A 25,444-nucleotide genomic window follows, 5' to 3' on the forward strand; every position below is an offset into this window, starting at 1 on the left:
CAGAACATAAGTTACTGCACAAGTTAACGTTTTTGCTTTGCAACTACTTGAGAGCTAAAACGTATCCACTTTCGACAATGAGGACGAAAATCGTAGAACACATCATTGTCTCCAATTGACTTCCATAGTTCATTTGGAAACAGGATATTTAGATTGCTTACCCATCGCTCTTTATCTGGCGTATAAATTTCATTAAAGTCCATTGGACTCGCAAAGATCAGATACCCGTTGGGAGAGAGTAAGTCGTATAGGGTTTGAACAAGGGTTTTAGGATTCGGATGATGATCTGCAACATTAAGGCACGTAATCAAATCAAAATAGTTAGCAGGTCGCGGAACGCTTTCTGCAAATGCCTCGTATATGTAAAGTTCTTTTAACCTAATAGGATCGGGGCGGTTTACAGCTTTTCCATAAGAAGGCTTATCACAGTTACCGACAATAGGAAAATAGCCTAGTTCTTCTGAGTCAATTAGTATTTGTTGAGCCCATTTACAAAACTTTGGAGATGGTTCTACTAATACCAACTCGGCTAAACTAGGGAAGGAATTGTATATCTCATATAAAGTACGCCCTGTTGAGCCACCAACATCAAGGTATTTCACGGGTAGGGAATGGTTCTTTTGTAGCCATTCTTGCGCTAGTTCACCAATCCGTCGATAGAAATTTGGATAAATACGATCTGTTCTAGGATTAAGCAGTTTTTCATGGGAATCAGATAGAGTATTGCCGAATAAAAAATCTGACCACTCTACTTCGAGATATGTAGCTAGTTGCCATTCTGTGGTGTAGTTTTTTTTGTTCTCTGCCATTGTCATAATTTCTCCCTCCTTATTTATAATTCTGAGCATGAAAATTCGCCGATCTTTTTGGACGTTGCCATCCTGACGCATCTGAGAGACATTTACAGCTTCACCTTCCACAAAATGAAACCCAAGCTTCTGGTAAAGTGATTGCGCTACAAGATTCTCCTCTGCTGTATTCAAAAGTATATTTATAGTAGCATTTTTATCAGTAGAGACTAAAGTATCTAGGCAAGTCTTGACTAGGTGCTTTGCCAAACCTTTTCCTCGTTGATCTTGCCTAACACCTAATTCATCTAAATACCATGTATGTTCAGGGTTTAAACGAAAGCTTTTTTGCAAGTAAGTGCTAGAGAAAGTATCTTTTTTGTCAATCAATTCAAAATCATCAAAACACTTCGTAACAAATCGGACAGCAGAACAGAAGCCAATAACTTCATTATCTAAGAATGCTAAAAGCAACACTACTCCTAAAATAGAAATATAAGAGGTGAATATCTCGCTTATTTCGTCATCACTGAAGTATTCTTGATATGGAGGCTCAGAAAACACACTTTGATAGAGTTGTATTAATCCACATTCAAATGCTTTTGGTAACTCTTCTAATTTAGTTAATCGAATTATTGTATAGTTCATGTTCAATCCTATGGTGAGCTATATGGTGATTTTTCAAAGCGTTCTTTATGTGGAGCATAAGGAGTCGTGTAAAAATAACTTGACCAATTAGACCCCCCGTGGGATACTTAAGAAGTAGCGCTGCGGCGAGCCATACGATTGTGGACAATGAAACCCTAAAAAGCATTCGAGATAAATATGAGTCATTATTACCTTATTTGAATGAAAAAACACGAAGGACTGGAAGTCCAAGCAAACTTAGATGAAAGTCGCTACGAAATAGGAATCAAAGTGGCGGATCAAGACTTTAATTCTATTGCTATTGAACCCCACTCTTGGAGGGGTGAATGGAACTATATCATTAAGCCCCGAGTCTCGCCGTAATTGACCAATTTATTTTTACACGGCTCCTAATAAAGGGATTGGGAACCAGATGGGTTGTCAATCAAGTTCCAATGTTTCAGGTATCGGGTAAAAAACCGAACAGACTCGCGCCAGTATTGTAGCTCTGCAACCTGACTAAAAGAATGTCCCTCGCTAGACATAATCTTGAGGGTGACTGGCTTTTTCCAAGCATGATCCTTAATAACTCTCTGTAACTCATAGGCTTGATTGACAGGAGTATCAACATCATGTTCTCCCTGAAATAGAAGTACGGGAATCTTTACTATTTCTGGACTGAATCTATGGATAGGCGATCGCTCCTTTACTCTTTCCGCAAGCTCATTCACATAATCGCCTACTAAACGATGGTCATAGTAACGGACTTCAGTTTGAGTCTGCTGAGTGTGCCAGTTACTTATAAACCCACTACCACACGCACAGACAAAAGGATGTTGTGGTGCGGTAATTGTTTGCAGGACAAGATATCCACCCCAGCTATACCCCCAAACACCTAACCGAGAAGCGTTTATATGAGGATGATTAGCAAATATCTCAGCAGTCCGAAGAACATCATCACGATCGGCGATACCTAAATTTTCTGCTAGTCCTGCTGACATATGAACGACACCTTGACCATTGCTTGCTCGATAATTTACAGAGGCAACAGCAAATCCCTGCTTTACTAAAAGCTCAACCGAAATGAAACTAGAGTAACGGCTTAGGTTGGTGATTGGTCCGCCTTTAATCCAAACGATTCCAGGAAATCCACCTACAGGTGGCTCAGTATCGGGTAGATAAATTTGCACGTAAGGATGTTGCCCATCTTTTGTTGAGAAGTCTGTCAACTCTAGTTGTACTTTCCCTCGACGGTGACTACAAATAGCTACCTCAGTTCTGCTTTGGTGAGTACCTATTTTCAAAAGAATAGGAGGCTGAAAGGCTTTTTCCTCATAAAAATAAACTTCAGAGCCAATTCTAGCAGCAATAGTTTCTACAGCATTCTGTGCTTCTGTGATTGCGTTCTTGTTACCAGTGCGATCGCAAAGCCAAATTGTCTCTCTTCCCAAACCCACTTCACTTGTAGTCAATAACCACCCATCAGGTTGTACCAGCAATTGACCATCATCGAAATTTCCCGAACAAATTGTTTGAGTAGAACTATATACAAGCTGTCCAACTTTTAGTGCAAAACGATGCCATTTAGCAAAACCAGTATTGTTACAACGGACTAATAATGGCAAATCACTATCATGTTTGTCCCAAGTAACACAGATACCTGCATAAATACCATCAGTATCTAAAGGAGTGTTACTAGGTGAGTTAATGTATAGTGGCGCTTCATTTATTATGTAAACTTCTGAGTATTGCCCCCAATTAATGCCAACGGCAACCGTTTCCGCTGATATATCAAGGGCAGTAAAACTTTGAACTCGCCCATTTTTAACTCTACATCTTGTTTTAATGGTGCTTTTATCAATTGATACTTGTAAGAGAACTGAGTAACATATCGGTTCAGCTAGGCAATCATTCATTTCCGAGGTATCTTTATAAATGCTACGAAAGATTAATGATTTCCCATCATCAGTAAATAATAAATCGGGGGTGTTTCGGTTAAGGTGAGTCTGTGTAAACTCATTGAAGCTACCTGTAGCAAAGTTGATTGATCCTTGAAATATCTGATCAAGCGAACCATCCATGTAATCAACTATCCAAAGTCCTGATTCAGTGTCTTGCGAACTATTGACGGCAAAAGCAATATATTGCCCGTCTGGTGACCAGATAGGCGCACTCAACTGATAGCTAGAACCTGAGTATCCAAAAAAATTACCTGGAAGAATTGTTTCTGGTAAGCCATCTGAGAAATTCAGCTTGTAAAGGTTTGTTACATCTCCAACTCGATGACAGGCTATCCAAACATTTTGTTGAGAAGAGAATGTGAAACCGTACCATTCTTCTTCTACTAAGAGTGTACTAAAAGAAAAGTAGTTAGGAAAAGCACTATTGTAGTTTGGATTAATTGAGTTTTTGTCGCTTAAGTTCATAGCAGTTGTTTAAGGATAAGATATAGGAGCGCGTAATTGAGCTAAAACAACAATAGAATCTCCTTCGGTTCGGTGAAAGTTCCAATTTTTTAATTTTTCTTCAAAACAATAGTAATCTTTACTTGGAAATCTATAGTCACCCAAGACTCCCTCACTATAGACTCTCCTACAAATGCCATTAGTTTTATTTATTTTGAAAGCCACAGAAGCTTTTCGTATTTCAGATATATTTTTAGATAAGAAATCTATGAGTTGCATCCCATCGTCTGTCTCGTAAGTTACATCAAATGGATAAACAACCTTTGCCACCCTTTTATGGGCTAAAAAGACTACAGGATTTTGTGTTCTACAGCCAATCCAACTAAAAGTCTTGCCTGCAAATTTATTTGGTTCTTCAGTACTTAGTGTGTAAACCACTTGGTGAAGCACTTCAAGATACCTTGTAGCTAGATGACCTTGTACTTCTTTCAATAAGCAAAAAGCACCTTGCCATAGCAAATAGGTATCATTCCAAATCGGAATTTCTGGGACTAGATAAAATGCGTAGCCTGACAAATTATGACTTTCATCATAGAGTAGCCCTAATATAGTCAACTCAGATAAGGTAGCTTTTATGCCATCAATGCTCCACCCTCTTGACAACCCCATTCCGTTAAAGAAAACTTGATGTATCTGACTAGCAATATTATCAGTTGCTTGAATTTTCTCTCTCGGTAACCATTCCCATTGTAGTGTTTTCATGAGCTTAAACCACCGATAAATAACAAATACTGAAATAGTTATTATTATCACTCCAAACCTTTACTAACTTAAATCCGCACTCTTCAGACATTTTTTTTATTTCCTCCATACTAAACTTATAAGAATTTTCTGTGTGAATACTTTCACCCTCTATAAACTTGAATTTTCGATCTGCTACACTAATAATTTGATCCTCCAAGCTCACCAAGTGCATCTCAATTCTGCCCTTTTTCACGTTAAATAAGGCATAGTGATTAAAACTATTCAGATTAAAATCAGCATCTAGTTCTCTGTTTATGCGAGTTAGCAGATTCATGTTGAAAGCCGCAGTTACACCTTTTGAATCGTTGTAAGCAGCATGAAGAATTTGCGGGTCTTTTTTCATGTCAAACCCAATTAGCATTCCACCACCTGAACCTACGATCGTTGCCGATCGCTTCAAAAGTTGTATTGCTTCCTCTGGCTCTAAGTTGCCAATGGTAGTACCAGGAAAGAAAATAACTTTCTTTTGAACGGAGGAGATAGCATACTCAGGGAGTAGCATTTCTGTCGTATAATCAGCATAAACCGCTAATACCTTTAGATTCGGATACTTATCTGCAATCGTCTTGGATGCAGATAACATATGCTGTCTTGAAATATCAATTGGCATATAAATCAAAGGTTTAATCAGTGAATCCAGAAGGAAACCAATTTTTTTGCTACTACCACTGCCGTACTCAATAATGAGAGAATTTTCTCCAATTTCATCAGCAATATCTGAGGAATGCTGTTGCAAGATGCCAAATTCAGTTCGTGTCGGATAGTATTCTTCTAACTCACAGATTTGATCAAAAATCTTGGAGCCATACTCATCATAGAAGAATTTTGGCGGGATTTGTTTCTGTTGCTTGCTTAAGCCTGCCAAGACTTCATCTGGAAAATTGCTGATCTTGGGTTGCAAGTCATAGAATCTGAAATTATCCATGACTGCACCTTAGCAATGTTTGTATAGTGGAAACCAGATCTTCAGATTGAACACTTTGTTGTTCTCCATCTGCCATATTTCGGATGAGAGCAGTATTTTTATCGAACTCTTCTTGGCCAATAATTACAACAAATGGAATCCCCTTCTTGTTTGCATACTTCATTTGTGCTGCAAGCTTTTTGTCTTCGAGATACACTTCGGTATTGATGCCAGCATTTCGGAGAATTCCCCCAATTCTAAGATAGTCTTGTTGTCTATCTTTTTCAAGATACATAACTAGCACTGATGCAACAGTTGGTTTCGACGGTTGAATAATTCCAAGTTCAAAGAGTTTTGGGAGCAGCCTCGTTAAACCAATTGAGATGCCCACACCTGGATACTTTTTGCCGGCGAAATTAGCAGCAAGATTCTCATATCTGCCCCCACTACATATACTGCCAATGCCCGCATGACCAGTGAGCCGGGTCTCGTATATTGTGCCAGTGTAGTAATCTAAACCACGTACCATTGAAAGATCAATACCGTAGTAGTCACTTGGAACTCCCAAGTTACCAATACCTTCAAGGACTGTGATGATTTCGTTCAAACCCGTTTCAAATTGTCCTTTAATATTCAAGGATTTGAGGTAGTCTATCAATTCATCGTTAGAGGCTTTCTTTGAGAAGAACTCTAGGATGGACTCGATAGCAGTAGCACTTAACTCAGCTTTGGTTAAATCCTCGGTGACTTGGGTAACTCCAACTTTCTCCAAAGCATCAACAATACCAATAACAATGGGTACTTTAGGTTCATCAACACCAACATGAGTCAAAAAACCTTGTAAGATTTTTCTATTGTTGATCCTTATCTGAAAATGTCCAATGTTCAATTCCTTAAATATCTGGTAGATAATGAAGGGCATTTCAGCATCGTTTAATAGGGAGAGTTCCTCTTCTCCAATAACATCAATATCACATTGGTAAAACTGTCTATAGCGACCTGCTTGAGCGCGTTCACCACGCCACACAGGTTGAATTTGATAGCGTCGAAAGGGGAACGCAAGATCGTTAGCGTGTTCCGCCACGTAGCGAGCAAGGGGAACAGTGAGATCAAAGTGAAGGGCTAAATCTGTAGCGTCATCTCCTTCTTCGGCTTTTAGCCTGCGTAATCCATATACTTCCTTGCTAATGTTGCCTTTGGCAGTCGATAAGGTTTCAATGCGCTCAACTGCTGGTGTTTCGATAGGTACAGCACCAGCCCGTTCAAATCCCTTCCTGATGACATCAATGACTTGATTGAATGTGATCTGCTCTCCAGGCAAAAATTCAGGAAATCCAGAAATAGCCATTAGTTCGATTCTCCATTGCTTTGTTGTGTTGGTTGGATTCTGGGATCAAAGTAGTCATCTAAAGCCAGCTTTTCGATGAGAAACTGGGATGCTTCTCGACCTGTGTATATACGATTCATTGGCATACACACATTTCTCACATTGGGTTTAACCCACAGATGGGGAAGTTGTTCTGCTGTGCCACCCGTACCGTAAATAGCAACAATATATTTGGGCATTTCATTATTTTTTATTAGCGATTCATTGATTTTTTGGATGTGAGCACACTCTGTTAACGTCCCTGCGCTGCCACCAATCACAATCATTCCGTCAATCAGAGATGTCCAAGTAGCCCCTTCATCCCCCCATCTGGCTTCCCCGATCATGGGATCTACGCAAATCGACAAATCTAATAGAGATGACCCTAAAGTGTATTTCTTCCCTTTACGCGGAAATACACCAATGGTTTTGAACCCATATTCCTTTGCTTTTCGGGTTGCTAATTCTGGGATACCGCCTTCAGTACCTCCCGTTAAGATGGCAACCCTATATCCTCGCAATAGCTTGAGTGCGTCGGATATCAATCGTTCATGAAATGTATTGCGGAAAGCTATATACTTTAACTGCAAATCATCATCTTCTGGGACTCCTTGCAATCTATCATCAGCACCACCTGAGAACCCGATAATCTTGTGAATACCATGCGACTGCATGAACGATTCGACTTGTAGTGCATAGTTTTCCCGTCCGAGGATTTCAATTAACATTGAGAACTCCAGAATGGAAAACGGTGCTTTTTGTGATAAACCTAAATTGTGGCCCAGTTTTTTGGCGATTTTTCATTGAACTTCAACTACTACTTTAAGTAGGATAACTATCTTTAATTAGGGAACACTGATTCATAGCCCTAATCATCTCAATTTTTTTCTAGTTCGTCAATACCATAAAAATGGGATTTCGGGGGGTAGTTATCAATGGATTAAAAGTAAAGAAATGGGATAATGTAGGATTTTGTTGCAAAAAGGGGGAAAATGTGGGATAATGGGGGGCCAAAGCCAATAAAACCACAACCCCCTTTAGCAGCTATGGAGATTCAAGACGCTTTGCAGTGGACCGATGAGTTGATTTTTGACCGAACAGGGAAGCATCTGGACTCGCTGCAACGGGTTATTTTAGAGGGGGCGTGGGACGGTAAGGGATATCAGGATATTGCTGAGGAATACCACTGTAGTAGCGATCACGTTAGGAAGTCGGCATCGGAATTATGGAAACTTCTATCGGAGCTTTTGGGAGAGAATGTTAAAAAAAAGAATGTCCGATCGCTCGTTGAAAATCGGATTTTTTCTTACAATGAGGGCGTGCATATTGGGAATAACATAAGTTTCTGTAACGATTTATACAAAAACTCAAAAAAACCGAAAAACCGATCGCCCTCCACACCCAAAACCCAATCAGAACCTCGCCACGACCTCAGCCAAGCCCCTGATAACCTCCGCTTCTACAACCGCACCGACGAACTGGCGACTCTCAAACAATGGATTTTGACCGAACAAAGCCGGATTATCACCCTCACTGGACTCTCCGGTATCGGTAAAACTGCCCTGGCTAGACAACTGGTGGAAGAGATTAAAGACAACTTCGATCGCATCCTGTGGCGCAGTCATCGCAAATTCCCCACCCTCAACGCTCTGCAAAGCCATATCATCGAATTTATCGCCCCAACTTCCCCCATCCAAAATCAATCATTCATCAACTATTTAAACTCTCGTAACTCCTTTTTAGACTATCTCAGAAACCACCGCTGCTTAATCATTCTTGATGATTTTCAAGACACCTTGACCCCTGGGGAGTTAGTCGGAAATTACTGCCCGGGATACCAAAACTATGGTCGTTTCCTCGAAGAAATGGGGCGATTTTCTCATGGCAGTTGTTTGTTGCTCCTCAGTTGGGAACAGCCCCTAGAAGTTGCCACCCTAGAAGCCGAAGACTGCTCCTGCAAAACTCTTCAACTTGCCGGTTTAGGGAAATCAGCCAGCCAACTCCTCACGACTAAAAAACTCCAGGACCAACCTCAATGGTCACGGCTGATTGAACTTTATAATGGCAACCCTTTGTGGTTAAATATCATCGCTACGGCTATCCTGGAGCTATTTGACGGGAGTGTGGAAACATTCCTCTCTTATCCTCCCCTCTATTTAGGCAATATAGAACCGAGTCTCAAACAACATTATCAACGCCTCAGTGCATCGGAAAAAGTCCTCATTCGGTGGTTAGCTAACCAAGAACAACCTGTAGAGATTAGCCAGAAACCCCCGGAACTTTTATCAGATTCGGATTTTTTCAAGGCGATTCAATCCCTGAAAAAACGCAATTTACTCCACAAATCTGCGGCTTTAACCCTAGACCCGGTGATGCAACACTATGTTAGAAGTTTGAGTGATTAGGGTGGACACAGCCCTGTTTTTTGGGGTGAATGTGGGGACTGGGTAAACTGCTGATGTATTGAAATTGGGATATAGCGGTTCCCGGACTCAGGGGATACAGATGCGATTACAGAACTTACGCATTTTTGGAGGGCAAAACCCAAATGTAGAGGCGATTCGCGAATCGCCTCTACATTTGGGGCGGGGTTCATTTTTATAGATTGCGTAAGTCCTGAGCCAATCAAATATTAAACTATTTTATATAATTCTCTTACATTCCATCACTCTTTTTTGTTATCAAATTGAACTCTTGGACAGGCGCTTCTCGAAGCGCCCCTACATTCCCTCACTTTTTTTCGTTATCAAATTTATCACCTTGACAGGGCTAGGTTGGTGAATTTCTATACAGCATGAGAAAGCCAGCATCACCGATTGAGGACGACCCAATTTTTCGGCTGTAGCAACGGGGTGGCCTCGCCACCTAACCATCGGAGACTGTGGTGGCAGAGGATGGGGCAAACCGAGGCAATTTCCCACTCATGATCCATAGCATCAACCGCATCAACAATCGCAAGAGAAAGCTTAAAATATAATAAAATCCTGGGCGATGTCCCCAGGTACTCTTATGCTTAGAGCCTGATCTGAGCTTCGGCATCGGTTCACCCCTGTGTTCCTGAGTCATTGGCATCGATCCGGTGATTTAAAAAAATGTAGAAAAATTTAAGATTTCAGCCTCGGCAAAATGGGAAAAAAGTGTTAAAATAGACAGAATCCCTACATAAAAACCCTTCAAAAAATATTTTAACCCCTGCTGTCCTAAAATCCCAAAAGTTGTTTATGATAGAGGTATAGAAGTTTAACGGACGGTGTAGCAATGGCGAAACGAGGTTAGATCCTAAAATCCCACCCCCCGATCAGCATCAAACATCTGATCTAAGCCATGAATTACCCCCAGTCAGACTTTGAAAATGGGTAGTCTAGATTACAATTAATCCGCTCAAACCCGAGCAGGACTCGTTATCCCAGGCCACTCATCAAAAACCGACAATTCTATCCCGATCAAGCCTATCTAAATGTTAATGTTGTGGTACTAGAGAGATAGGGAAATAATTAACATGAACAGCAAAGTCACGAACACTCAAGAACTCGAACAACTGATTGCGCGCGTCAAGGCGGCCCAAGAAAAATATGCCACCTACAGTCAGCAACAGGTGGATGAAATTTTCAAGAAAGCAGCCCTAGCCGCTAACTCCGCCCGAATTCCTCTGGCCAAGAAAGCGGTAGCAGAAACAGGCATGGGAGTCGTGGAAGACAAGGTGATTAAAAACCACTTTGCCTCAGAAATTATCTACAACAAATATAAGCACGAAAAAACCTGCGGCATTATCGAAGAAGACAAATCTTTTGGCTTCCAGAAAATAGCCGAACCTGTGGGCATTCTCGCGGGGATCGTTCCCACAACCAACCCCACTTCCACAGCTATTTTTAAAGCCCTCCTCGCCCTAAAAACCCGGAACGGGATTATTTTCTCTCCTCACCCCCGGGCGAAAGAATGCACCCGAGATGCGGCAAAAATCATCCTGGAAGCTGCCGTAGCTGCCGGAGCACCGGAAGACCTGATCGGCTGGATTGATGAGCCCACGGTGCCATTATCTCAGCAGTTGATGCAGCATCCGGAGATTAAATTAATCCTGGCCACTGGCGGTCCGGGTATGGTCAAAGCGGCCTATTCTTCCGGACATCCGTCTTTAGGGGTAGGTGCTGGAAATACTCCGGCGGTGATTGATGAAACTGCCCATATTAAAATGGCTGTTTCCTCGATTATTCTGAGCAAAACCTTTGACAATGGGATGATTTGCGCCTCAGAACAATCGGTGATTGTGGTGGATGAGGTGTATGAGGAGGTCAAACAGGAATTTAGCGATCGCGGCGCATACTTCCTGAACCCAGAAGAACGGCAAAAACTCGGCAGCAAAATCATTGTCAACGGACGCTTAAATCCCGATATTGTCGGACAATCCATTCAAACCCTGGCTGAAATTGCCGGAATTTCCGTACCCGAAGAGACGCGGGTGCTGATTGGCGAAGTGGAAGAGATTTCTGAAGCTGAACCTTTTGCTTACGAGAAACTCTCGGCTATCTTAGCCATGTATCGGGCGACAGATTTTCATGATGCCGTCCATAAAGCTCATGACTTAGTGCAGTTTGGCGGACGGGGACATACTGCTGTACTCTATACATCTCCGGCGAATACCCAGAATATCCACGAATTTGAAGGGCAAATGCAAACGGCGCGGGTGCTGATTAATACCCCCTCGTCTCAAGGGGCGATCGGCGACCTGTATAACTTCCGCCTCGACCCCTCCCTCACCCTCGGTTGCGGCACCTGGGGAGGCAACTCCATCAGCGAAAACGTCGGTCCCCAACATCTGCTCAACATCAAAACCATCTCGGAACGCCGGGAAAATATGCTTTGGTTCCGGATTCCGCCCAAAGTGTACTTTAAATATGGTTCCCTCCCGATCGCCCTACGGGAACTCGCCGGAAAACAACGCGCCTTTATCGTCACCGATAAACCGTTGTACGACATGGGTCTCACCAAGTCCGTGGAAGAAGTCCTCGAAGAAATTGGCGTCAAATATGACATCTTCTTCGACGTGGAACCCGATCCATCCCTGACTACGGTTAATAAGGGACTGGCGCGGATGAACTCCTTCAAACCCGACGTGATTATCGCCCTTGGGGGAGGTTCGCCGATGGATGCGGCGAAAGTCATGTGGTTGATGTATGAACATCCGGAAATCGAATTTGAAGGACTTGCCACCCGGTTTATGGATATCCGCAAACGGGTATATGAACTCCCTCCCTTGGGTGTCAAAGCGATCATGGTTGCCATTCCCACCACCTCGGGAACGGGTTCAGAAGTCACCCCCTTCGCCGTTGTCACCGACGATCGCACGGGAATCAAGTATCCCCTGGCGGATTATGCTCTCACTCCGAACATGGCGATCGTCGATCCGGAATTGGTGCTAAATATGCCCAAGAAACTCACCGCTTATGGTGGTATCGACGCCCTCACCCATGCCTTAGAAGCTTATGTGTCCGTCTGTGCTTCCGAGTTTACCAACGGATTGGCCTTAGAAGCGATTCGCTTGCTGTTTAAGTATCTGCCTTCGTCTTACAAAAACGGTGCGAAAGACCCGAAAGCGCGGGAGAAAGTGCATTATGCCGCTACTATTGCCGGGATGGCATTTGCCAACGCCTTCCTCGGCGTCTGTCACTCAATGGCGCATAAACTGGGTTCGACCTTCCATGTCCCGCACGGGTTAGCCAATGCCCTGATGATTTCTCACGTCATCCGGTATAATGCCACCGACACGCCATTTAAGCAAGCGATCTTCCCGCAATACAAATATCCCAATGCCAAATGGCGGTATGCGCGGATTGCCGACTATCTCGGACTGGGTGGCGAGAACGAACAAGAGAAAATCGAGAACTTGGTAGAGGCGATCGAGAACCTCAAGAAAGAGTTAGACATTCCTCTAACCCTGAAAGAAGCCCTCTCTGGGGATGACAAAGCCTTCTATGAAGAAGTGGAAGAAATGGCGGATCAGGCATTTGATGACCAATGTACAGGTGCTAATCCCCGCTATCCCCTGATTCGCGACCTCAAGGAGTTATATGTCCTAGCTTACCGAGGTTGCCGCATCGATTCCGCTTTGTATCATCAAGAATCTCAGGAAGAGGTGTTAGAAGGCAATGGCGCTGACGCTGTAACTTCTGTCATCCAGCCGGTGATGGTGGAAAGTAACTCGTAATGTCCAGCTAATCTCTAATACGGAATCCGGTTGTAAAAGGTCTGTAAAAACCCGCACCCTGTTCGCGTAGCGTTCCGTAAGGAAAGGGTGGGGCACTTGCGGACGAAGCGGTGCCTGCGCGGGCTAAAAGCGAAAACCGACTTTTAAAAACCGGATTTGGTATAAGGATAAAGCCCGCCTGTGCGGGCTTTTTTCTTGATTCTTGGGGAGGCGATATCGGGTTTATAGGAGGATGCCATCTTCTTGAATTGATTGATAAAATGAGGTGGACTGGTAAAGCGGAGTTTGCCAGTCTTGACGACTGCGGACAATGGAGGTGAGGACTTCGCCACAGTCCCATTCCAGATGATATAAGCGATCGCGGACTGCTAAGGAGCGATCGGGGTCAACCTCACCATTCAGCAGAATCAGAAAATCCCAATCCGAGTCTGATGCGGCATCCCCACGGGCACGGGAACCAAATAAGATGATTTCGGCTGAGGGTTCGACTTCGTGGACTGTTTGTTTGAGGCGATCGAGCAATTCTTGTTGATTCATGGGAGTCTCAGGAATAGGAAATCAGGTTGAGAGATTAACATTGAACATCCAACCGCTAAACTCGCGATCGGCAGCATAGCCTCCATCTCGTTCTTAGGCTCAAACTGAAACGACTGTTCCTCAAAGGCTTTAAAGTTCTTTAATTTAACGAGGGTTATCATAACAGTACCTCTTCAATAATCTGCTCTGTCATCATAAATCAATAACTGACTTTTTTAGAAATCTGAGAAGCGGTTAATTTTTACCTGTCTCAAAGTAAGCCGATTCCTGTTTTTATACAGGTTAACTCATAAGGGAAGCAGCACTCGATCGCCTCTGATATGACTTGGAATAGAGGGGAGTCAGTCCAGGCGATGCCCTTGCTAAACATCCTCCGAAATAAATAGGGTATCTTGACCTAATTTCTCTCTACCCTAAAATAGATATTTAATTAATGATTAGTGTCACTTAAAAGAGAATATAAGTCAAAAATTTGGAGATGCCCTTAAATTGGCGCTAAAAAAATCCAGATAGACTGACTTTTCGGGCTAAATCAATCTCTCAAGGGGCGCGGTATTTTCACATTTAAGTAAGACTCATCCCCTCTTGGTTCAGGGACTCAATCTGGGAAAAAAGGGTTGTTCTAGCCCTCAGTTTTGGGGGAGGGACTCTTGGATAAATCTGCCCAAATTTATCGGCAAAGTTATTGCCCTGCAAAAATTTCATTGGTTTTTAGGGTGAGGAAAGTTGGACCGATCGCCCCCTTCCTGATGCCAATTCCAGGCCCATTATGCCTCCGACTAGAATCCTCACGGATAGGGGCTAGGCCCCGCTATTCCAGGAAATTTGAAAAATTTTTTTGCTGGAGTGGTCAAATCGAAAATCGTCGTGTAACATTACTTCATACATCGACAATTTCGATTTTTCACATATAAGGAAAAACCTGATGAGTTCTAAGTTTTGGAACGGTTTCAACAAAAAGGTTGCTATCTTTTTGAGTGTGGCAGGGACGAGTTTAATGATGGGATTGCCGGTGGTGGCAGGAGTGAACACTGCGGCAGAGAATGGCACAGCTTCTGACGAGGCGATCGCTGAAGCTGTGGCTCAAACCCCCGACAACACAATGACAATGAGTCAACAGACAATTGCTGAAATTGCAGCCGGTAGCGACTCCTTCACCACCCTCACTACCGCTTTAGAAACTGCCGGTTTAACGGATACTCTCTCTGGAGAAGGTCCCTTCACCGTTTTTGCACCCACCGATGCAGCATTTGCCGCTTTACCCGAAGGCACTTTAGAGCAGTTATTGCAGCCTGAAAACCGCGATATGTTGGTTCAAATTTTAACTTACCATGTCGTAGAGGGTTCAGTCATGTCTGGGGATTTGAGTACCACGGAAGTTCCCAGTCTTGAAGGGCGTCCCATCAATGTGACAGTGGGTGACGATGGCGTTATGGTCAATAGTGCTAACGTGGTTCAAGCCGATATCGAAGCAAGTAACGGCGTGATTCATGTGATTGATAAAGTAATTCTGCCGCCTCAAATGTAGGAAAATTTGCCCTAAAGGTCGCGACAATTTACTGAATTAAACCCAAGGCTTGAGTCAGTTTGGTTGGGGGTTTAGCTATGGAATGAGAGAGCTAAACTCCCTTTTTCCCTGAAATGACACCGTTTACTTGGATAAATTTTCCCAATCTTCCCGCAAAATGGCATAGAGTTTCATATCATGAAATCTGCCTTTACTGAACATTTGTTGGCGGAGGATTCCTTCATAGTTCATGCCGACTTTTTCCATAACCCTTGCAGAGGAGTGATTAGCTAATTTACATTGCGCCTCAATCCGGTTTAAGTCGGTTTCCTGAAAGCCAAAGGTGACGACAGCTTTTACAGCTTCGGGCATATATCCTTGTCCCCAATAGGGTCGGGATAAAGCATAGCCGATTTCAGCGTGATGATGAGCTTGAACCCAGTTGACGAAACCACAAGTGCCGATTAATTTGCAGTCGCCTTTATGGATAATGCCCCAATCACAACTTTCATGAGTCTGATATTTTTCGAGGATAGAATTTAAAAAAATCTGGCTGTCTTCTAGGGATTGATGCGGGGTCCAGGTGGTGTATTGGGCAACTTGGGAGTCTGAGGCATACTCAAACAGATCCGGTGCATCCTCTAGGCTCATTTTTCTGAGCATGAGGCGATCGCTTTCCAGGGTTGGCAAGTCAGGATATCGGGCTAGAGTCATGAGGATCATCTCCTAATTGGGTTCTCACGGGATGACGAGAGTGCCGAGGTCACTCAATCTGAGTTTAAGGTAAAAACTGGCGTTATGGATTGACATATTCTAAACTTTTGAGGATTTTAATTTGTTCATCCAACTCTAAAAACAGTTGATATTCTCCCGCCCATTCTAAATATTCTAAATCTCCCCCATCCATATCTTCTGCCCTCAGTCTATTTTTCAACTGATGGGAGGGTTGGTTATATTTATCTTCAAAAACATGAAGTCTTGTTTGGGTGAATTTCAGATTTTTTTCAAGGCGGTCTATTTCAGCAGCGATCGCTCTTTTTATTAAGTCCGTAACTCGGTCTGGATTATCCGTTCTGAGAATAATTTCTGCCACATTCTTACCTCTTCATCCTCTGCTGTCTCAGTATAAACCAATCCCTCCGCCCTGAGGCGAGGACTCTCGTCTCGGGTCTCGGGAGGCAGCGATCCCCACTGCCCTCAACTTAGACTACCATTCCGGGGTCTCTACCAGTACAATAAAATTGACCCCTTACCTTTAACTGGTTTCCGATGAAGCTGAGTCTTTGCACGATTGTCAAAAACGAAGAAGCGACCCTTCCCAAATGTCTGGGCAGCGTTAAGGATCTGGTGGATGAAATGGTGGTTCTCGATACCGGATCCACCGATCGCACCGTAGAAATCGCCCAGGAGTTTGGTGCAAAGGTTCATCACTTCGACTGGTGCAATGATTTCGCTGCAGCGCGCAATGAATCCCTAAAATACGCCCAAGGGGACTGGATTCTCGTCTTAGATGCCGATGAAGTCTTGACCCCGGAAGTTGTCCCCCAAATCAAACAATTGGTGAATGGTAATGGCAACCTCCAAGGGAACCCCTATCTGTTAATGAACTTAATTCGCCAAGAAATCGGCGCGCAACAATCCCCTTATTCCCTAGTTTCACGCTTGTTTAGAAATCAACCGGGCATCCAATTTGAGCGGCCCTATCATGCTATGATTGATGATAGTGTACAACGGATGTTACAGCAGCAATCCAATCAATGGCAAGTGGGTTCATTGATGGAGGTGGCAATTTTACATCAAGGCTATCAAGCAGAAACCATCGCCTCCCGAGATAAATTGACCCGAGCCCGAGAAGCAATGGAATCTTATCTCGCCACCAATCCCAACGATGCTTATACTTGCAGCAAACTGGGGGCATTGTATGTGCAAACTGGAGAGATTAAACGGGGGATGCAGTTATTAAAACTGGGATTAGCCGCCAGTACGCGCTTAGAACCCTTGGTGGTCTATGAACTGCATTATCATTTGGGAATTGCCTATACCCGTAAACAGAAACTGAGCAAAGCGAAAGCACAGTATGAAAAAGCGGTTGCCCTGCCGATTTTAGAACCCATCAAATTGGGGGCATATAACAACTTAGGTAACCTCCTGCTTGAAACCGGAAATCTCACCGGGGCGATCGCCACCTATCAAAAAGTCTTACAAATCGACCCATCCCTGAGTTCAGCCTATTTTAACCTGGGAATTGCCCTAAAAGAGAAAAAGCAAATTCCCCTGGCGATCGCCGCCTATCAACGAGCCATTCAACTCAATCCCAACTATGCCGAAGCCTATCAAAATCTGGGCGTTGCCTTACTCAAAGGCGGCAATATTTTAGATGGATTAGAAGCCTTTCGACGGTCAGTTTCCCTCTATGAACAACGAAAATCCCCGGCAGGTCCAGCGTTGCGCCAAAGTTTAAAAGACATGGGATTTAAAATTTGAGGAAACGCTCAAATCCACCGACAAGTCTTGTCCTGCGGTTCATCCGGTTCATCCCAGGGGTTGAGGATTGGAAATCAGGCCATACAATAAAAAGAATCAATAACGTGAGTTTCAACAGGGAGAAAAACAGATGGTAGCAGGAGTTTTACCCGGAGATTTAGCCTGTGGTTGCTTGAGTACACTGATCCCAGAAGAACCCGACCCGGTGTCGGTTCCGGGACCAACACCGGGACCGACAGAACCGGGACCTCCCCCGGGTGATGGATTAAACCCAGAGGACTTTTTGGACCTCCGGGATGACCCCCTGCGTCCCGATGATTTTAGGCTGAGTCCGGGACAACTCGCTGAACGCCCAGGGGGAGTCAGAGCTTTAGCAGGGGATGATACGGTCACTGGTTCGGTATCTGATGAACTGATCAACGGCAATTTGGGCAACGATCTATTATTTGGCCGAGGGGGTAATGACACCTTGCGCGGTGGACAGGATAATGATGCCGTTTATGGAGAAGAAGGGGATGATATTCTCAATGGCAATCGCGGGGATGATTTAGTCGTTGGGAGTCGAGGAAACGATCTCGTCAGAGGGGGTCAAGACAACGATTTGCTGATAGGTGGGGAAGGAAATGATACCCTAATCGGGGATTTCGGACTCGATCGCCTGGTGGGGGGAAGTGGTACAGATTTATTTGTCCTGCGCACCGATGCCGCCTCGACCAATCCCGAAGAAGCAGATATTATTTTAGATTTTAATAACGATCGCATTGGACTCACCGCAGACGTAACGGTGAATGATTTGGTGTTTCAACCATTTACTCGGGATTTAGAGACCGAAGTCGCTATTTTGCAAACCTATACGACTGATGATATTTTGGTGTTAAGTGAATTGTCCCTAGGCCAACTGGATCCCAATGAAAATGGACAGATGGAAGGGACATTCATTCAGCAGGAGTCCACAGGTAGAGTCTTAGCTCTTGTGCTGAATGCGACTGAAAGCGAACTGCGAAGGGCAATTACCCCGGTGTCGCCAGAGATTCTAGCCCTCGGGTAACTTGCCCAGGCGATCGCCCTCTTGAACCCCGTTACTCCGGAGGCAATTCTAAGGGAATTTTCCCTAACAATCCCTTGCGAAAATCATTGAGAATTTGCCTCGCCGCCCGTTCCACATCGCCTTCATATCGGGATTCGGCAAAATTATGCAGATAATCTTCCCCGGTAATGGGGAGGGGGTCAAGTTTATAGCGCGATCGCAACGCATCCGGTGGCATCCATCCGCTCCCAATTGCCTCAATTTCTTTCACCATATCCACAAATGCCCATGCCACCCGTTGATTATCATAAGCTGCCTCGCCAATATCATCACAAATGGCTAACTTTAAAGCAGCATCTTGGTCCTCTAACTTACTGGGAATCACCCCAGGGGCATCCAACAGTTCCAGTTCATCAGAAATCCTAACCCAGCGCAGTTGCTTAGTCACCCCCGCACGTCGGGCACTTTCCACCACCCGACGCCCGACTAAGCGATTAATCAACGCCGATTTGCCCACATTGGGAAACCCAATCACCACCGCCCGAACAGCGCGAGGGCGCATCCCGCGATCGAGACGCCGTTGATTGAGGGCAATCCCCGCCTCCTTCGCCGCCTTAGACACCGCCTTTATCCCCGTCCCATCTTGAGCATTGGTAAAATACGGCGTTTCTCCCTGGCGTTGAAACCACAGATGCCAGCGATCGCGCAGGGGGGGCAAAATCGTATCTACCCGATTAATAATCAAAACTCTGCTTTTACTCCCCACCCACTGCGGCACCTGGGGATGATGGGTAGACAAAGGAATCCGCGCATCTCGGACCTCCAACACCACATCCACCAATTTCAACTGTTCCGCCAGTTGTTTTTCCGCCTTAGAAATATGGCCGGGATACCATTGAATGTCAGGAGTTGTCATTGTTATTTGTCATTGGTCATTTGTCATTGGTCATTTGTCATGGGTTGATGGGGAAGTGGGGGGAGATGGGGGAGAGATCATTCTCCGATGTTCGTAGTAACGACTTCAGTCGTTTCCGGATCCACTGTTCGTAGTAACGACTTCAGTCGTTTCCGGATCCACTGTTCGTAGTAACGACTTCAGTCGTTTCCGGATCCACTGTTCGTAGTAACGACTTCAGTCGTTTCCGGATTAACCACGTCTAGGGCTCAAACCATAAAGCTTAAAATGCTACATTTTAAGGCACCGGAAGAACGACTGAAGTCGTTACTACGAACTTTGACAAGAGAACGACTGAAGTCGTTACTACGAACAAAGACAAGAGAACGACTGAAGTCGTTACTACGAACTTTGACAAGAGAACGACTGAAGTCGTTACTACGAACTTTGACAAGAGAACGACTGAAGTCGTTACTACGAACAGGGGAGAATGGTCTCTCCCCCATCTCCCCAATCTCCCCAATCTCCCCCATCTCCCCCCTATCCCCTACGGGACAATCAACACGGGACAAGGGGCCAGATTAATCACCCGGTTGGTGACGCTATCGGCGAGACCCTCTTCTGTCAACCCGATGCCGCGACAACCCATAATCACCAAGTCCGCATTGACTTCATCGGCGACATCGCAAATGACAAAGGCGGGTTTTCCTTCCCGTTCAATGGTTTCCGCTTCAATGTCCAGCTTAGAAAACATCGACTGAGCATTTTTGAGTAATTCGGCGATCGCCTCCGGGGTCATTACCCGTTCTGGAGGTGGGGGTTCCTCTCCCTCCACCGGAACCTCATTCACCGAGAGCAAAATTAAGCGCGAGTTGAAGGTTTTGACCATTTGGGCCACTGTATCTGCCGCTTCACGGGACTCGCGACTTTCATCGATTGGAAAAAGAACAGTTTTAAACATAGCAGCCGTGTTTAGGACGCACTCAACGATAAAATGTTTACGGCAAACCTTCCAGATCGATAGAGATTGATCTATCAAGGACGCCATTCCTGGCGTCAGTTTTGGGGTACTGCCTCGGCGCAGGAGTTAAATCCCACGCGCTATAAGCCGATTTTCTAGAAAACAGACCAAAAAACGCAATTAGGAGGGATCTTCATGCCCAAGAAAACTGTAGCAAATTTGTCAGCCTCAGACCTATCCGGTAAACGGGTTTTAGTTCGTGCTGACTTCAATGTACCCCTTGATGATGCCGGTAACATCACCGATGATACCCGGATTCGGGCTGCTTTACCGACGATTCAAGATTTAACGGGTAAAGGGGCCAAAGTTATTCTGTCTAGCCATTTTGGACGCCCCAAGGGTCAGGTGAATGAAAAAATGCGCCTCACCCCGGTTGCCAAGCGCCTCTCGGAATTACTCGGCAAAGAAGTTATCAAATGCGATGACTGCATTGGCGATGAGGTGGCAAACAAGGTCAAAGGCATGGAAAACGGCCAGGTTGCCTTATTGGAGAATGTCCGGTTCTATGCCGAAGAAGAGAAAAACGACCCAGAATTTGCGAAAAAACTGGCGTCTGTGGCCGATTTGTATGTGAATGATGCTTTTGGGACCGCCCACCGCGCCCATGCTTCTACTGAAGGGGTGACTCATTACCTGAGTCCTTCCGTTGCGGGGTCTTTGATGGAGAAGGAACTGCAATACCTGAAAGGGGCGATCGAAGAACCTCAGCGTCCTTTGGCGGCGATTATTGGGGGTTCTAAGGTTTCTAGCAAAATTGGCGTCATTGAAACCCTGTTAGAAAAGTGTGACAAACTCCTCCTCGGTGGGGGGATGATTTTCACCTTCTTAAAGGCGCGGGGAATCAGCGTGGGGAATTCCTTGGTGGAAGATGACAAGCTAGAGTTAGCGAAGTCTTTGGAAGCGAAGGCAAAAGAACGCGGCGTGGCGATGTTATTGCCGACGGATGTGGTGATTGCGGACAAATTTAGTGCCGATGCCAATACGCAAATTGTCAGCGTTGAGAATATCCCCGATGGTTGGATGGGATTGGATATTGGTCCTGATTCCGTGAAAACCTTCCAAGAGGCCCTGGCTGATTGCAAGACGGTGATTTGGAATGGACCGATGGGTGTGTTTGAAATCGACAAATTCGCCAAAGGAACCGAGGCGATCGCCCATACCTTATCCGAACTGACCCCCAAAGGCACCACCACCATCATCGGCGGTGGCGACTCCGTGGCAGCAGTGGAAAAAGTCGGATTGGCAGATAAAATGAGCCACATTTCCACCGGCGGCGGTGCCAGCTTAGAATTGCTCGAAGGCAAAGAACTCCCCGGAGTTGCCGCCTTAGATGAAGCCTAAGTTTTGGAATATTTAGACCGGGTTTAATACCCAGTCTTAGGGTGTAACACTGCCTGAACAGAGGATAACTCGTTCAGGAGTTGAGTAGGGGTAGTTTGATGAATTACCCCTACTTTAACCCGAGGGTTTACACCGGATTCGTTTTACTGAATTAATCCGGTCTCCCGCGCCATCTGGTCATTCATGACAACAACAGAAGTCGGAGATAATTTCCAAATTTTGACGGTAGGCTTGAGCGCTTTTTTCAGTGCATCCTGGAGTGGGGGAAGCCATGAATCCTGATGTCCTTTGATAATCAATATCAATCGAAAATCAGTTTTTTCTAATGCTAGAGACTGAAAGGGAACAGGTAATTCTTCATAGGTGGAAGCATGGCGTTTGAGGCAAGTGGCAATACATAAAGCCATCGCATTGGTGAGTTTGTCACAAATCTCTTGGATAAATTCATCAAAGTTGGGTTGAGTTTCAGGACGTGGAGAGCTAGATTTTGCCTCAACAATCCAGACTAGCGATCGGTTTGAATCACGCAGCAGCAGAAACTCTGCCATTTTTACATCGGATTGAAGGGCTTGATAGGTTTGACTGTTCTCAATATAAAAGCAATGTCCTTCGGGATAAGGTCCAAAAGTCATGCCTGACTCAATAATAGGGTCTAAAGTCATTCCAGTGCCAGCCTTACCTCTTCTTGATACAACCGAATTGATTCATCAATAATCGGATTATCGGGTAAACCCTCTTTTACATTAGCCGTATTCCAATTGTCTTCAGATGCAGAAAATATGGAAATGGAAATGTCATCTTTTTCTTGAGCAATTAAAAACAGCTTTTTAATCACGAAATAAGAGTGACTTGCCATAAAAAATTGGATTCCTTTCTCTGCTAACATTACAACAATATCAAGAAATTTGGAAATTGCTGTGGGATGTAAAGCCCCTTCTATTCCGTCAATGAAAACAATAGAATTAGGGTCCAAATACCGATTTTCCAGTAAAGTATCGATAATAGAAAATTTTTTAATTCCTTCGGACGTTACGCCAATTGAAAACTTTTGATTTCCTTTTTTAAACTGCCAACTTTCTGATAGATTATCGTATTCCAGAGTGCCGCTCATAATATCTTTTAAGCTTTTTCTGGATTGAGCAAATTCAGCATAATCTCCCCCCCTTGTTTTAGCTTGTCGCAGCGCCCGGGCTAAATCCAGATAGGTATCATCAAAGCCAAAAGTTTTACTTTGCTCGCGGGACTGTAAAATCAAAGATTGAAGAGAAAGAATTTCTTTGGCGGGCAAGAAAATTGAGTTGCTTTCGCGAGGTGAAACCTGATTTTCTATGTGATTAATGGTTCTAGTCGTATCTTTGCCAAATTCATAAAAAAACGAATTTCCATTAAAACTTAGCTGGAAAGACAGGGGTGCATCGGATCCTCTTCGGACTAAATCGCCTATTTTGTCTACCTCAAAAGTCCAATATAGTTTCTCCGATAAAATTTCCGAAGCACTACGGGGTTCGTTACCTCGTTTATAGTCTTCTATCGTTCGCATGGCGGTGTACAGTGCTTTCAGGAAAATAGTTTTTCCTGTGCCATTCCCTCCAATCATGACATTTATATGGCTGGCCCTGGGACAGGCAAACTGCTGAATCGGTCCAAAGTTCTTGAGTTCAAAGCTATTTATCATCTGTTTTGTTCCTTAAAATTGCATTGGGTACATCCAACTATTGCTATCTGAAGGGATAGCTTTGCTTCCCTCTTAAGAATTTTTACTCCTTCAATTCTACCTTGATATGATAACCCGGCGATTCATCGCAGAATTGTGGGGGAATACTCATAATTGCTTTTGCACAAATCGTTGAACTAGGGGATACCCGCCTAAATAGGAAGGAGCCAATGAAGCAATAATGTAAATTGTCGTAATTGCTCCTTTAATTCTAGCCAAAAGCAATCAAAATGGATGCCGATCGCCCCAATCCACAATTAAAATCATTCCAAATCGCGCTATAATAATCTTTTGTCATTTTCACGGGTTGACGACGACTCCCATGCAGTTTAGAGAAATAGGGTTTGGATTGATTCATTTATCAAAACTTGGCAGCCGCTTCTCACATCCTGGGACGTTTGATGAGTAAAGTTTTATTACATCAACCTTGACCATCCCCCATTCTCAAGCGTTTACTGGAGTCGGGTTAAGCTCAAAAATCCCCCAAGGGAACCCCAGTACAATCGGTGAGTGCAACCGGGCGCTACACCGTTCTCAACAGTCAATCATCCCACTAAACCTATCCATTCAGTGAAGTCATGAAAATAGCTCGAAATATTACCGAACTCGTCGGTCGCACGCCTTTAGTCGATTTAAACCGCATTCCTCAAGCCGAAGGTTGTGTGGCTAGAATTGTGGTGAAACTAGAAGGCATGAACCCGGCTGCTTCGGTTAAGGATCGCATTGGCGTGAATATGATTAATGTCGCCGAAGAGCAGGGCAGAATTATTCCGGGAAAAACCGTATTAGTTGAACCGACCTCGGGAAATACCGGAATTGCCCTAGCAATGGCCGCTGCTGCTAAGGGCTATCAACTGATTCTAACGATGCCCGAAACCATGAGTCAAGAGCGCCGATTGATGTTGAGCGCTTATGGGGCTAAGGTAGAATTGACTCCGGGCAATATGGGCATGAAAGGGGCCATCTCTCGCGCCCAAGAAATTGTGGACAGTACCCCGAATGCCTATATGTTGCAACAGTTTAGCAACCCCGCTAACCCGCAGATTCATCAACAAACCACTGCAGAAGAAATTTGGGAAGATACCGATGGTGCCGTAGACTTTTTGGTTGCTGGGGTCGGAACGGGCGGAACTTTAACCGGGGTGGCCGAAGTGCTTAAGGCCCGTAAACCCGGTTTTAAGGCGATCGCCGTTGAACCCACCAATAGTCCCATCCTCTCTGGCGGATCTGCCGGTCCCCACAAAATTCAAGGCATCGGGGCCGGATTTATTCCCGATGTTTTAAATGTCGAACTCATTGATGAAGTGATTGTGGTCAGCGATGATGAATCAATGGCCTACGGTCGTCGTTTGGCCCGGGAAGAAGGTCTCCTCTCCGGTATTTCCTCCGGTGCCGCCTTATGCGCGGCGATCCGCCTCGCTCAACGGCCAGAAAATCAAGGCAAACTGATTGTGATGATTCAGCCAAGTTTTGGGGAACGTTACCTGAGCACGCCTCTATTCCAAGACCCTGAACTCCAAGAGGCAGCAGCGATTAGTTAATCTCCGTTTGGGGAATTGGACTTAATAAAAACCCGCACCCTGAAGGGTGGGGCTATACGGACGAAGCCCGCCTGCGCGGGCTAAGAGAGCAATTGGAGGGTGGGCATTGCCCACCCTCCAATTGCTATAATCCCAACACTAGGTCCCAGACAGCCCTCCCGAGGCGATCGCCCCCGCATCATCTCCACCAGGTTGTAAAGAATTGTAAAACCCCCTAGACTCTCCTCTTAACTGGAGGGTTTATCCTGTGTTTAACAGGAAAAAATTCAGCCAGGGAGAAG

Annotated in this window: 23 protein-coding genes and 1 pseudogene; 8 read left to right on the plus strand and 16 right to left on the minus strand. The window is 44.7% G+C overall.

Translation table 11 applies throughout. From position 1 onward, the window contains the following. Positions 1 to 23 precede the first annotated feature (23 nt). Positions 24 to 1,436, minus strand: coding sequence for a bifunctional GNAT family N-acetyltransferase/class I SAM-dependent methyltransferase (locus NG833_RS15845; protein ID WP_254566253.1), 1,413 nt, complete (start codon positions 1,434 to 1,436; stop codon positions 24 to 26). A 213-nt stretch (positions 1,437 to 1,649) separates the two neighbouring features. Here NG833_RS15845 and NG833_RS15850 point away from each other — a divergent pair. Beyond that, positions 1,650 to 1,799: pseudogene (locus tag NG833_RS15850) on the plus strand (ISAzo13 family transposase); the annotation flags it as partial. A 26-nt stretch (positions 1,800 to 1,825) separates the two neighbouring features. On the opposite strand, the gene NG833_RS15855 reads toward NG833_RS15850, so the two are convergent. Genes NG833_RS15855 through NG833_RS15875 form a run of 5 tightly spaced genes read right to left on the minus strand, consistent with a single transcriptional unit; the run spans position 1,826 to position 7,622 of the window. Beyond that, positions 1,826 to 3,841, minus strand: a complete 2,016-nt coding sequence (locus NG833_RS15855; protein ID WP_254566254.1) for a prolyl oligopeptidase family serine peptidase — start codon at positions 3,839 to 3,841, stop codon at positions 1,826 to 1,828. Positions 3,842 to 3,850: 9 nt separating this feature from the next. Next, positions 3,851 to 4,582: a hypothetical protein gene (locus NG833_RS15860; protein ID WP_254566255.1), complete on the minus strand. Its 732-nt coding sequence runs from the start codon at positions 4,580 to 4,582 to the stop codon at positions 3,851 to 3,853. A gap of 4 nt (positions 4,583 to 4,586) precedes the next feature. Then, a complete protein-coding gene (gene egtD, locus NG833_RS15865; RefSeq protein WP_254566256.1) occupies positions 4,587 to 5,549 on the minus strand; it encodes an L-histidine N(alpha)-methyltransferase in 963 nt (320 codons plus the stop codon). Further along, positions 5,542 to 6,876: a histidine--tRNA ligase gene (gene hisS, locus NG833_RS15870; protein WP_254566257.1), complete on the minus strand. Its 1,335-nt coding sequence runs from the start codon at positions 6,874 to 6,876 to the stop codon at positions 5,542 to 5,544. The genes egtD and hisS overlap by 8 nt, the downstream gene beginning before the upstream one ends. Next, complete coding sequence (locus tag NG833_RS15875; RefSeq protein ID WP_254566258.1) at positions 6,876 to 7,622, minus strand: hypothetical protein; 747 nt, start codon at positions 7,620 to 7,622, stop codon at positions 6,876 to 6,878. Before NG833_RS15875 ends, hisS begins: the two co-directional genes overlap by 1 nt. A 318-nt stretch (positions 7,623 to 7,940) precedes the next feature. On the opposite strand from NG833_RS15875, the gene NG833_RS15880 reads away from it, so the two are divergent. Further along, positions 7,941 to 9,299 carry an NB-ARC domain-containing protein gene (locus NG833_RS15880; RefSeq protein WP_254566259.1) on the plus strand — a complete coding sequence of 453 codons (1,359 nt, stop codon included), beginning with the start codon at positions 7,941 to 7,943 and terminating at the stop codon, positions 9,297 to 9,299. Positions 9,300 to 9,759: 460 nt separating this feature from the next. Here the strand turns inward: NG833_RS15880 and NG833_RS15885 are convergent, their stop codons facing one another. Continuing rightward, entirely contained in the window at positions 9,760 to 9,933 is a 174-nt protein-coding gene (locus NG833_RS15885; protein WP_254566260.1) for a hypothetical protein, read from the minus strand. Positions 9,934 to 10,393: 460 nt separating this feature from the next. Here NG833_RS15885 and adhE point away from each other — a divergent pair, with 460 nt between their 5' ends. Beyond that, a complete protein-coding gene (gene adhE / locus NG833_RS15890; protein ID WP_254566261.1) occupies positions 10,394 to 13,096 on the plus strand; it encodes a bifunctional acetaldehyde-CoA/alcohol dehydrogenase in 2,703 nt (900 codons plus the stop codon). A 222-nt stretch (positions 13,097 to 13,318) separates the two neighbouring features. On the opposite strand, the gene NG833_RS15895 is transcribed toward adhE, so the two are convergent. Then, a complete protein-coding gene (locus NG833_RS15895) occupies positions 13,319 to 13,633 on the minus strand; it encodes a nucleotidyltransferase domain-containing protein (protein ID WP_254566262.1) in 315 nt (104 codons plus the stop codon). A 925-nt stretch (positions 13,634 to 14,558) separates the two neighbouring features. Here NG833_RS15895 and NG833_RS15900 point away from each other — a divergent pair. Then, on the plus strand, positions 14,559 to 15,161 hold the full coding sequence (locus NG833_RS15900; protein WP_254566263.1) for a fasciclin domain-containing protein: 603 nt from the start codon (positions 14,559 to 14,561) through the stop codon (positions 15,159 to 15,161). A 123-nt stretch (positions 15,162 to 15,284) separates the two neighbouring features. On the opposite strand, the gene NG833_RS15905 is transcribed toward NG833_RS15900, so the two are convergent. Next, entirely contained in the window at positions 15,285 to 15,854 is a 570-nt protein-coding gene (locus NG833_RS15905; RefSeq protein WP_254566264.1) for a GNAT family N-acetyltransferase, read from the minus strand. An 82-nt stretch (positions 15,855 to 15,936) separates the two neighbouring features. Beyond that, positions 15,937 to 16,233 carry a hypothetical protein gene (locus NG833_RS15910; RefSeq protein ID WP_254566265.1) on the minus strand — a complete coding sequence of 99 codons (297 nt, stop codon included), beginning with the start codon at positions 16,231 to 16,233 and terminating at the stop codon, positions 15,937 to 15,939. Between the two features lie 176 nt (positions 16,234 to 16,409). On the opposite strand from NG833_RS15910, the gene NG833_RS15915 reads away from it, so the two are divergent. After that, positions 16,410 to 17,624, plus strand: coding sequence for a glycosyltransferase (locus tag NG833_RS15915; protein WP_254566266.1), 1,215 nt, complete (start codon positions 16,410 to 16,412; stop codon positions 17,622 to 17,624). 130 nt (positions 17,625 to 17,754) lie between these two features. Next, positions 17,755 to 18,672, plus strand: a complete 918-nt coding sequence (locus NG833_RS15920) for a calcium-binding protein (protein WP_254566267.1) — start codon at positions 17,755 to 17,757, stop codon at positions 18,670 to 18,672. Between the two features lie 31 nt (positions 18,673 to 18,703). Here NG833_RS15920 and ylqF read toward each other — a convergent pair whose 3' ends face one another. From ylqF to NG833_RS15935, 3 genes are all read right to left on the minus strand, one after another. Beyond that, the gene (gene ylqF, locus NG833_RS15925) at positions 18,704 to 19,567 is read right to left on the minus strand and encodes a ribosome biogenesis GTPase YlqF (RefSeq protein ID WP_254566268.1); all 864 of its coding nucleotides are present in this window, start codon (positions 19,565 to 19,567) and stop codon (positions 18,704 to 18,706) included. A gap of 248 nt (positions 19,568 to 19,815) precedes the next feature. Then, positions 19,816 to 20,052 carry a hypothetical protein gene (locus tag NG833_RS15930; protein WP_254566269.1) on the minus strand — a complete coding sequence of 79 codons (237 nt, stop codon included), beginning with the start codon at positions 20,050 to 20,052 and terminating at the stop codon, positions 19,816 to 19,818. Positions 20,053 to 20,093: 41 nt separating this feature from the next. Next, entirely contained in the window at positions 20,094 to 20,507 is a 414-nt protein-coding gene (locus NG833_RS15935) for a universal stress protein (protein ID WP_254566270.1), read from the minus strand. 195 nt (positions 20,508 to 20,702) lie between these two features. Between NG833_RS15935 and NG833_RS15940 the strand changes: the two genes are divergently transcribed. Next, on the plus strand, positions 20,703 to 21,908 hold the full coding sequence (locus NG833_RS15940; RefSeq protein ID WP_254566271.1) for a phosphoglycerate kinase: 1,206 nt from the start codon (positions 20,703 to 20,705) through the stop codon (positions 21,906 to 21,908). Between the two features lie 143 nt (positions 21,909 to 22,051). Here the strand turns inward: NG833_RS15940 and NG833_RS15945 are convergent, their stop codons facing one another. The 3 genes from NG833_RS15945 to NG833_RS15955 form a co-directional block, all read right to left on the minus strand. Next, the gene (locus NG833_RS15945; RefSeq protein WP_254566272.1) at positions 22,052 to 22,570 is read right to left on the minus strand and encodes a hypothetical protein; all 519 of its coding nucleotides are present in this window, start codon (positions 22,568 to 22,570) and stop codon (positions 22,052 to 22,054) included. Continuing rightward, on the minus strand, positions 22,567 to 23,583 hold the full coding sequence (locus NG833_RS15950) for an AAA family ATPase (RefSeq protein ID WP_254566273.1): 1,017 nt from the start codon (positions 23,581 to 23,583) through the stop codon (positions 22,567 to 22,569). Before NG833_RS15950 ends, NG833_RS15945 begins: the two co-directional genes overlap by 4 nt. A 250-nt stretch (positions 23,584 to 23,833) precedes the next feature. Next, entirely contained in the window at positions 23,834 to 23,980 is a 147-nt protein-coding gene (locus NG833_RS15955) for a hypothetical protein (RefSeq protein WP_254566274.1), read from the minus strand. Between the two features lie 220 nt (positions 23,981 to 24,200). Here NG833_RS15955 and cysK point away from each other — a divergent pair, with 220 nt between their 5' ends. Next, complete coding sequence (cysK, locus tag NG833_RS15960; RefSeq protein WP_254566275.1) at positions 24,201 to 25,163, plus strand: cysteine synthase A; 963 nt, start codon at positions 24,201 to 24,203, stop codon at positions 25,161 to 25,163. The last annotated feature ends 281 nt before the right edge of the window (positions 25,164 to 25,444 follow it).

This window comes from Oscillatoria sp. HE19RPO (assembly GCF_024220515.1).
Taxonomy (GTDB): Bacteria; Cyanobacteriota; Cyanobacteriia; order Cyanobacteriales; family Laspinemataceae; genus Laspinema.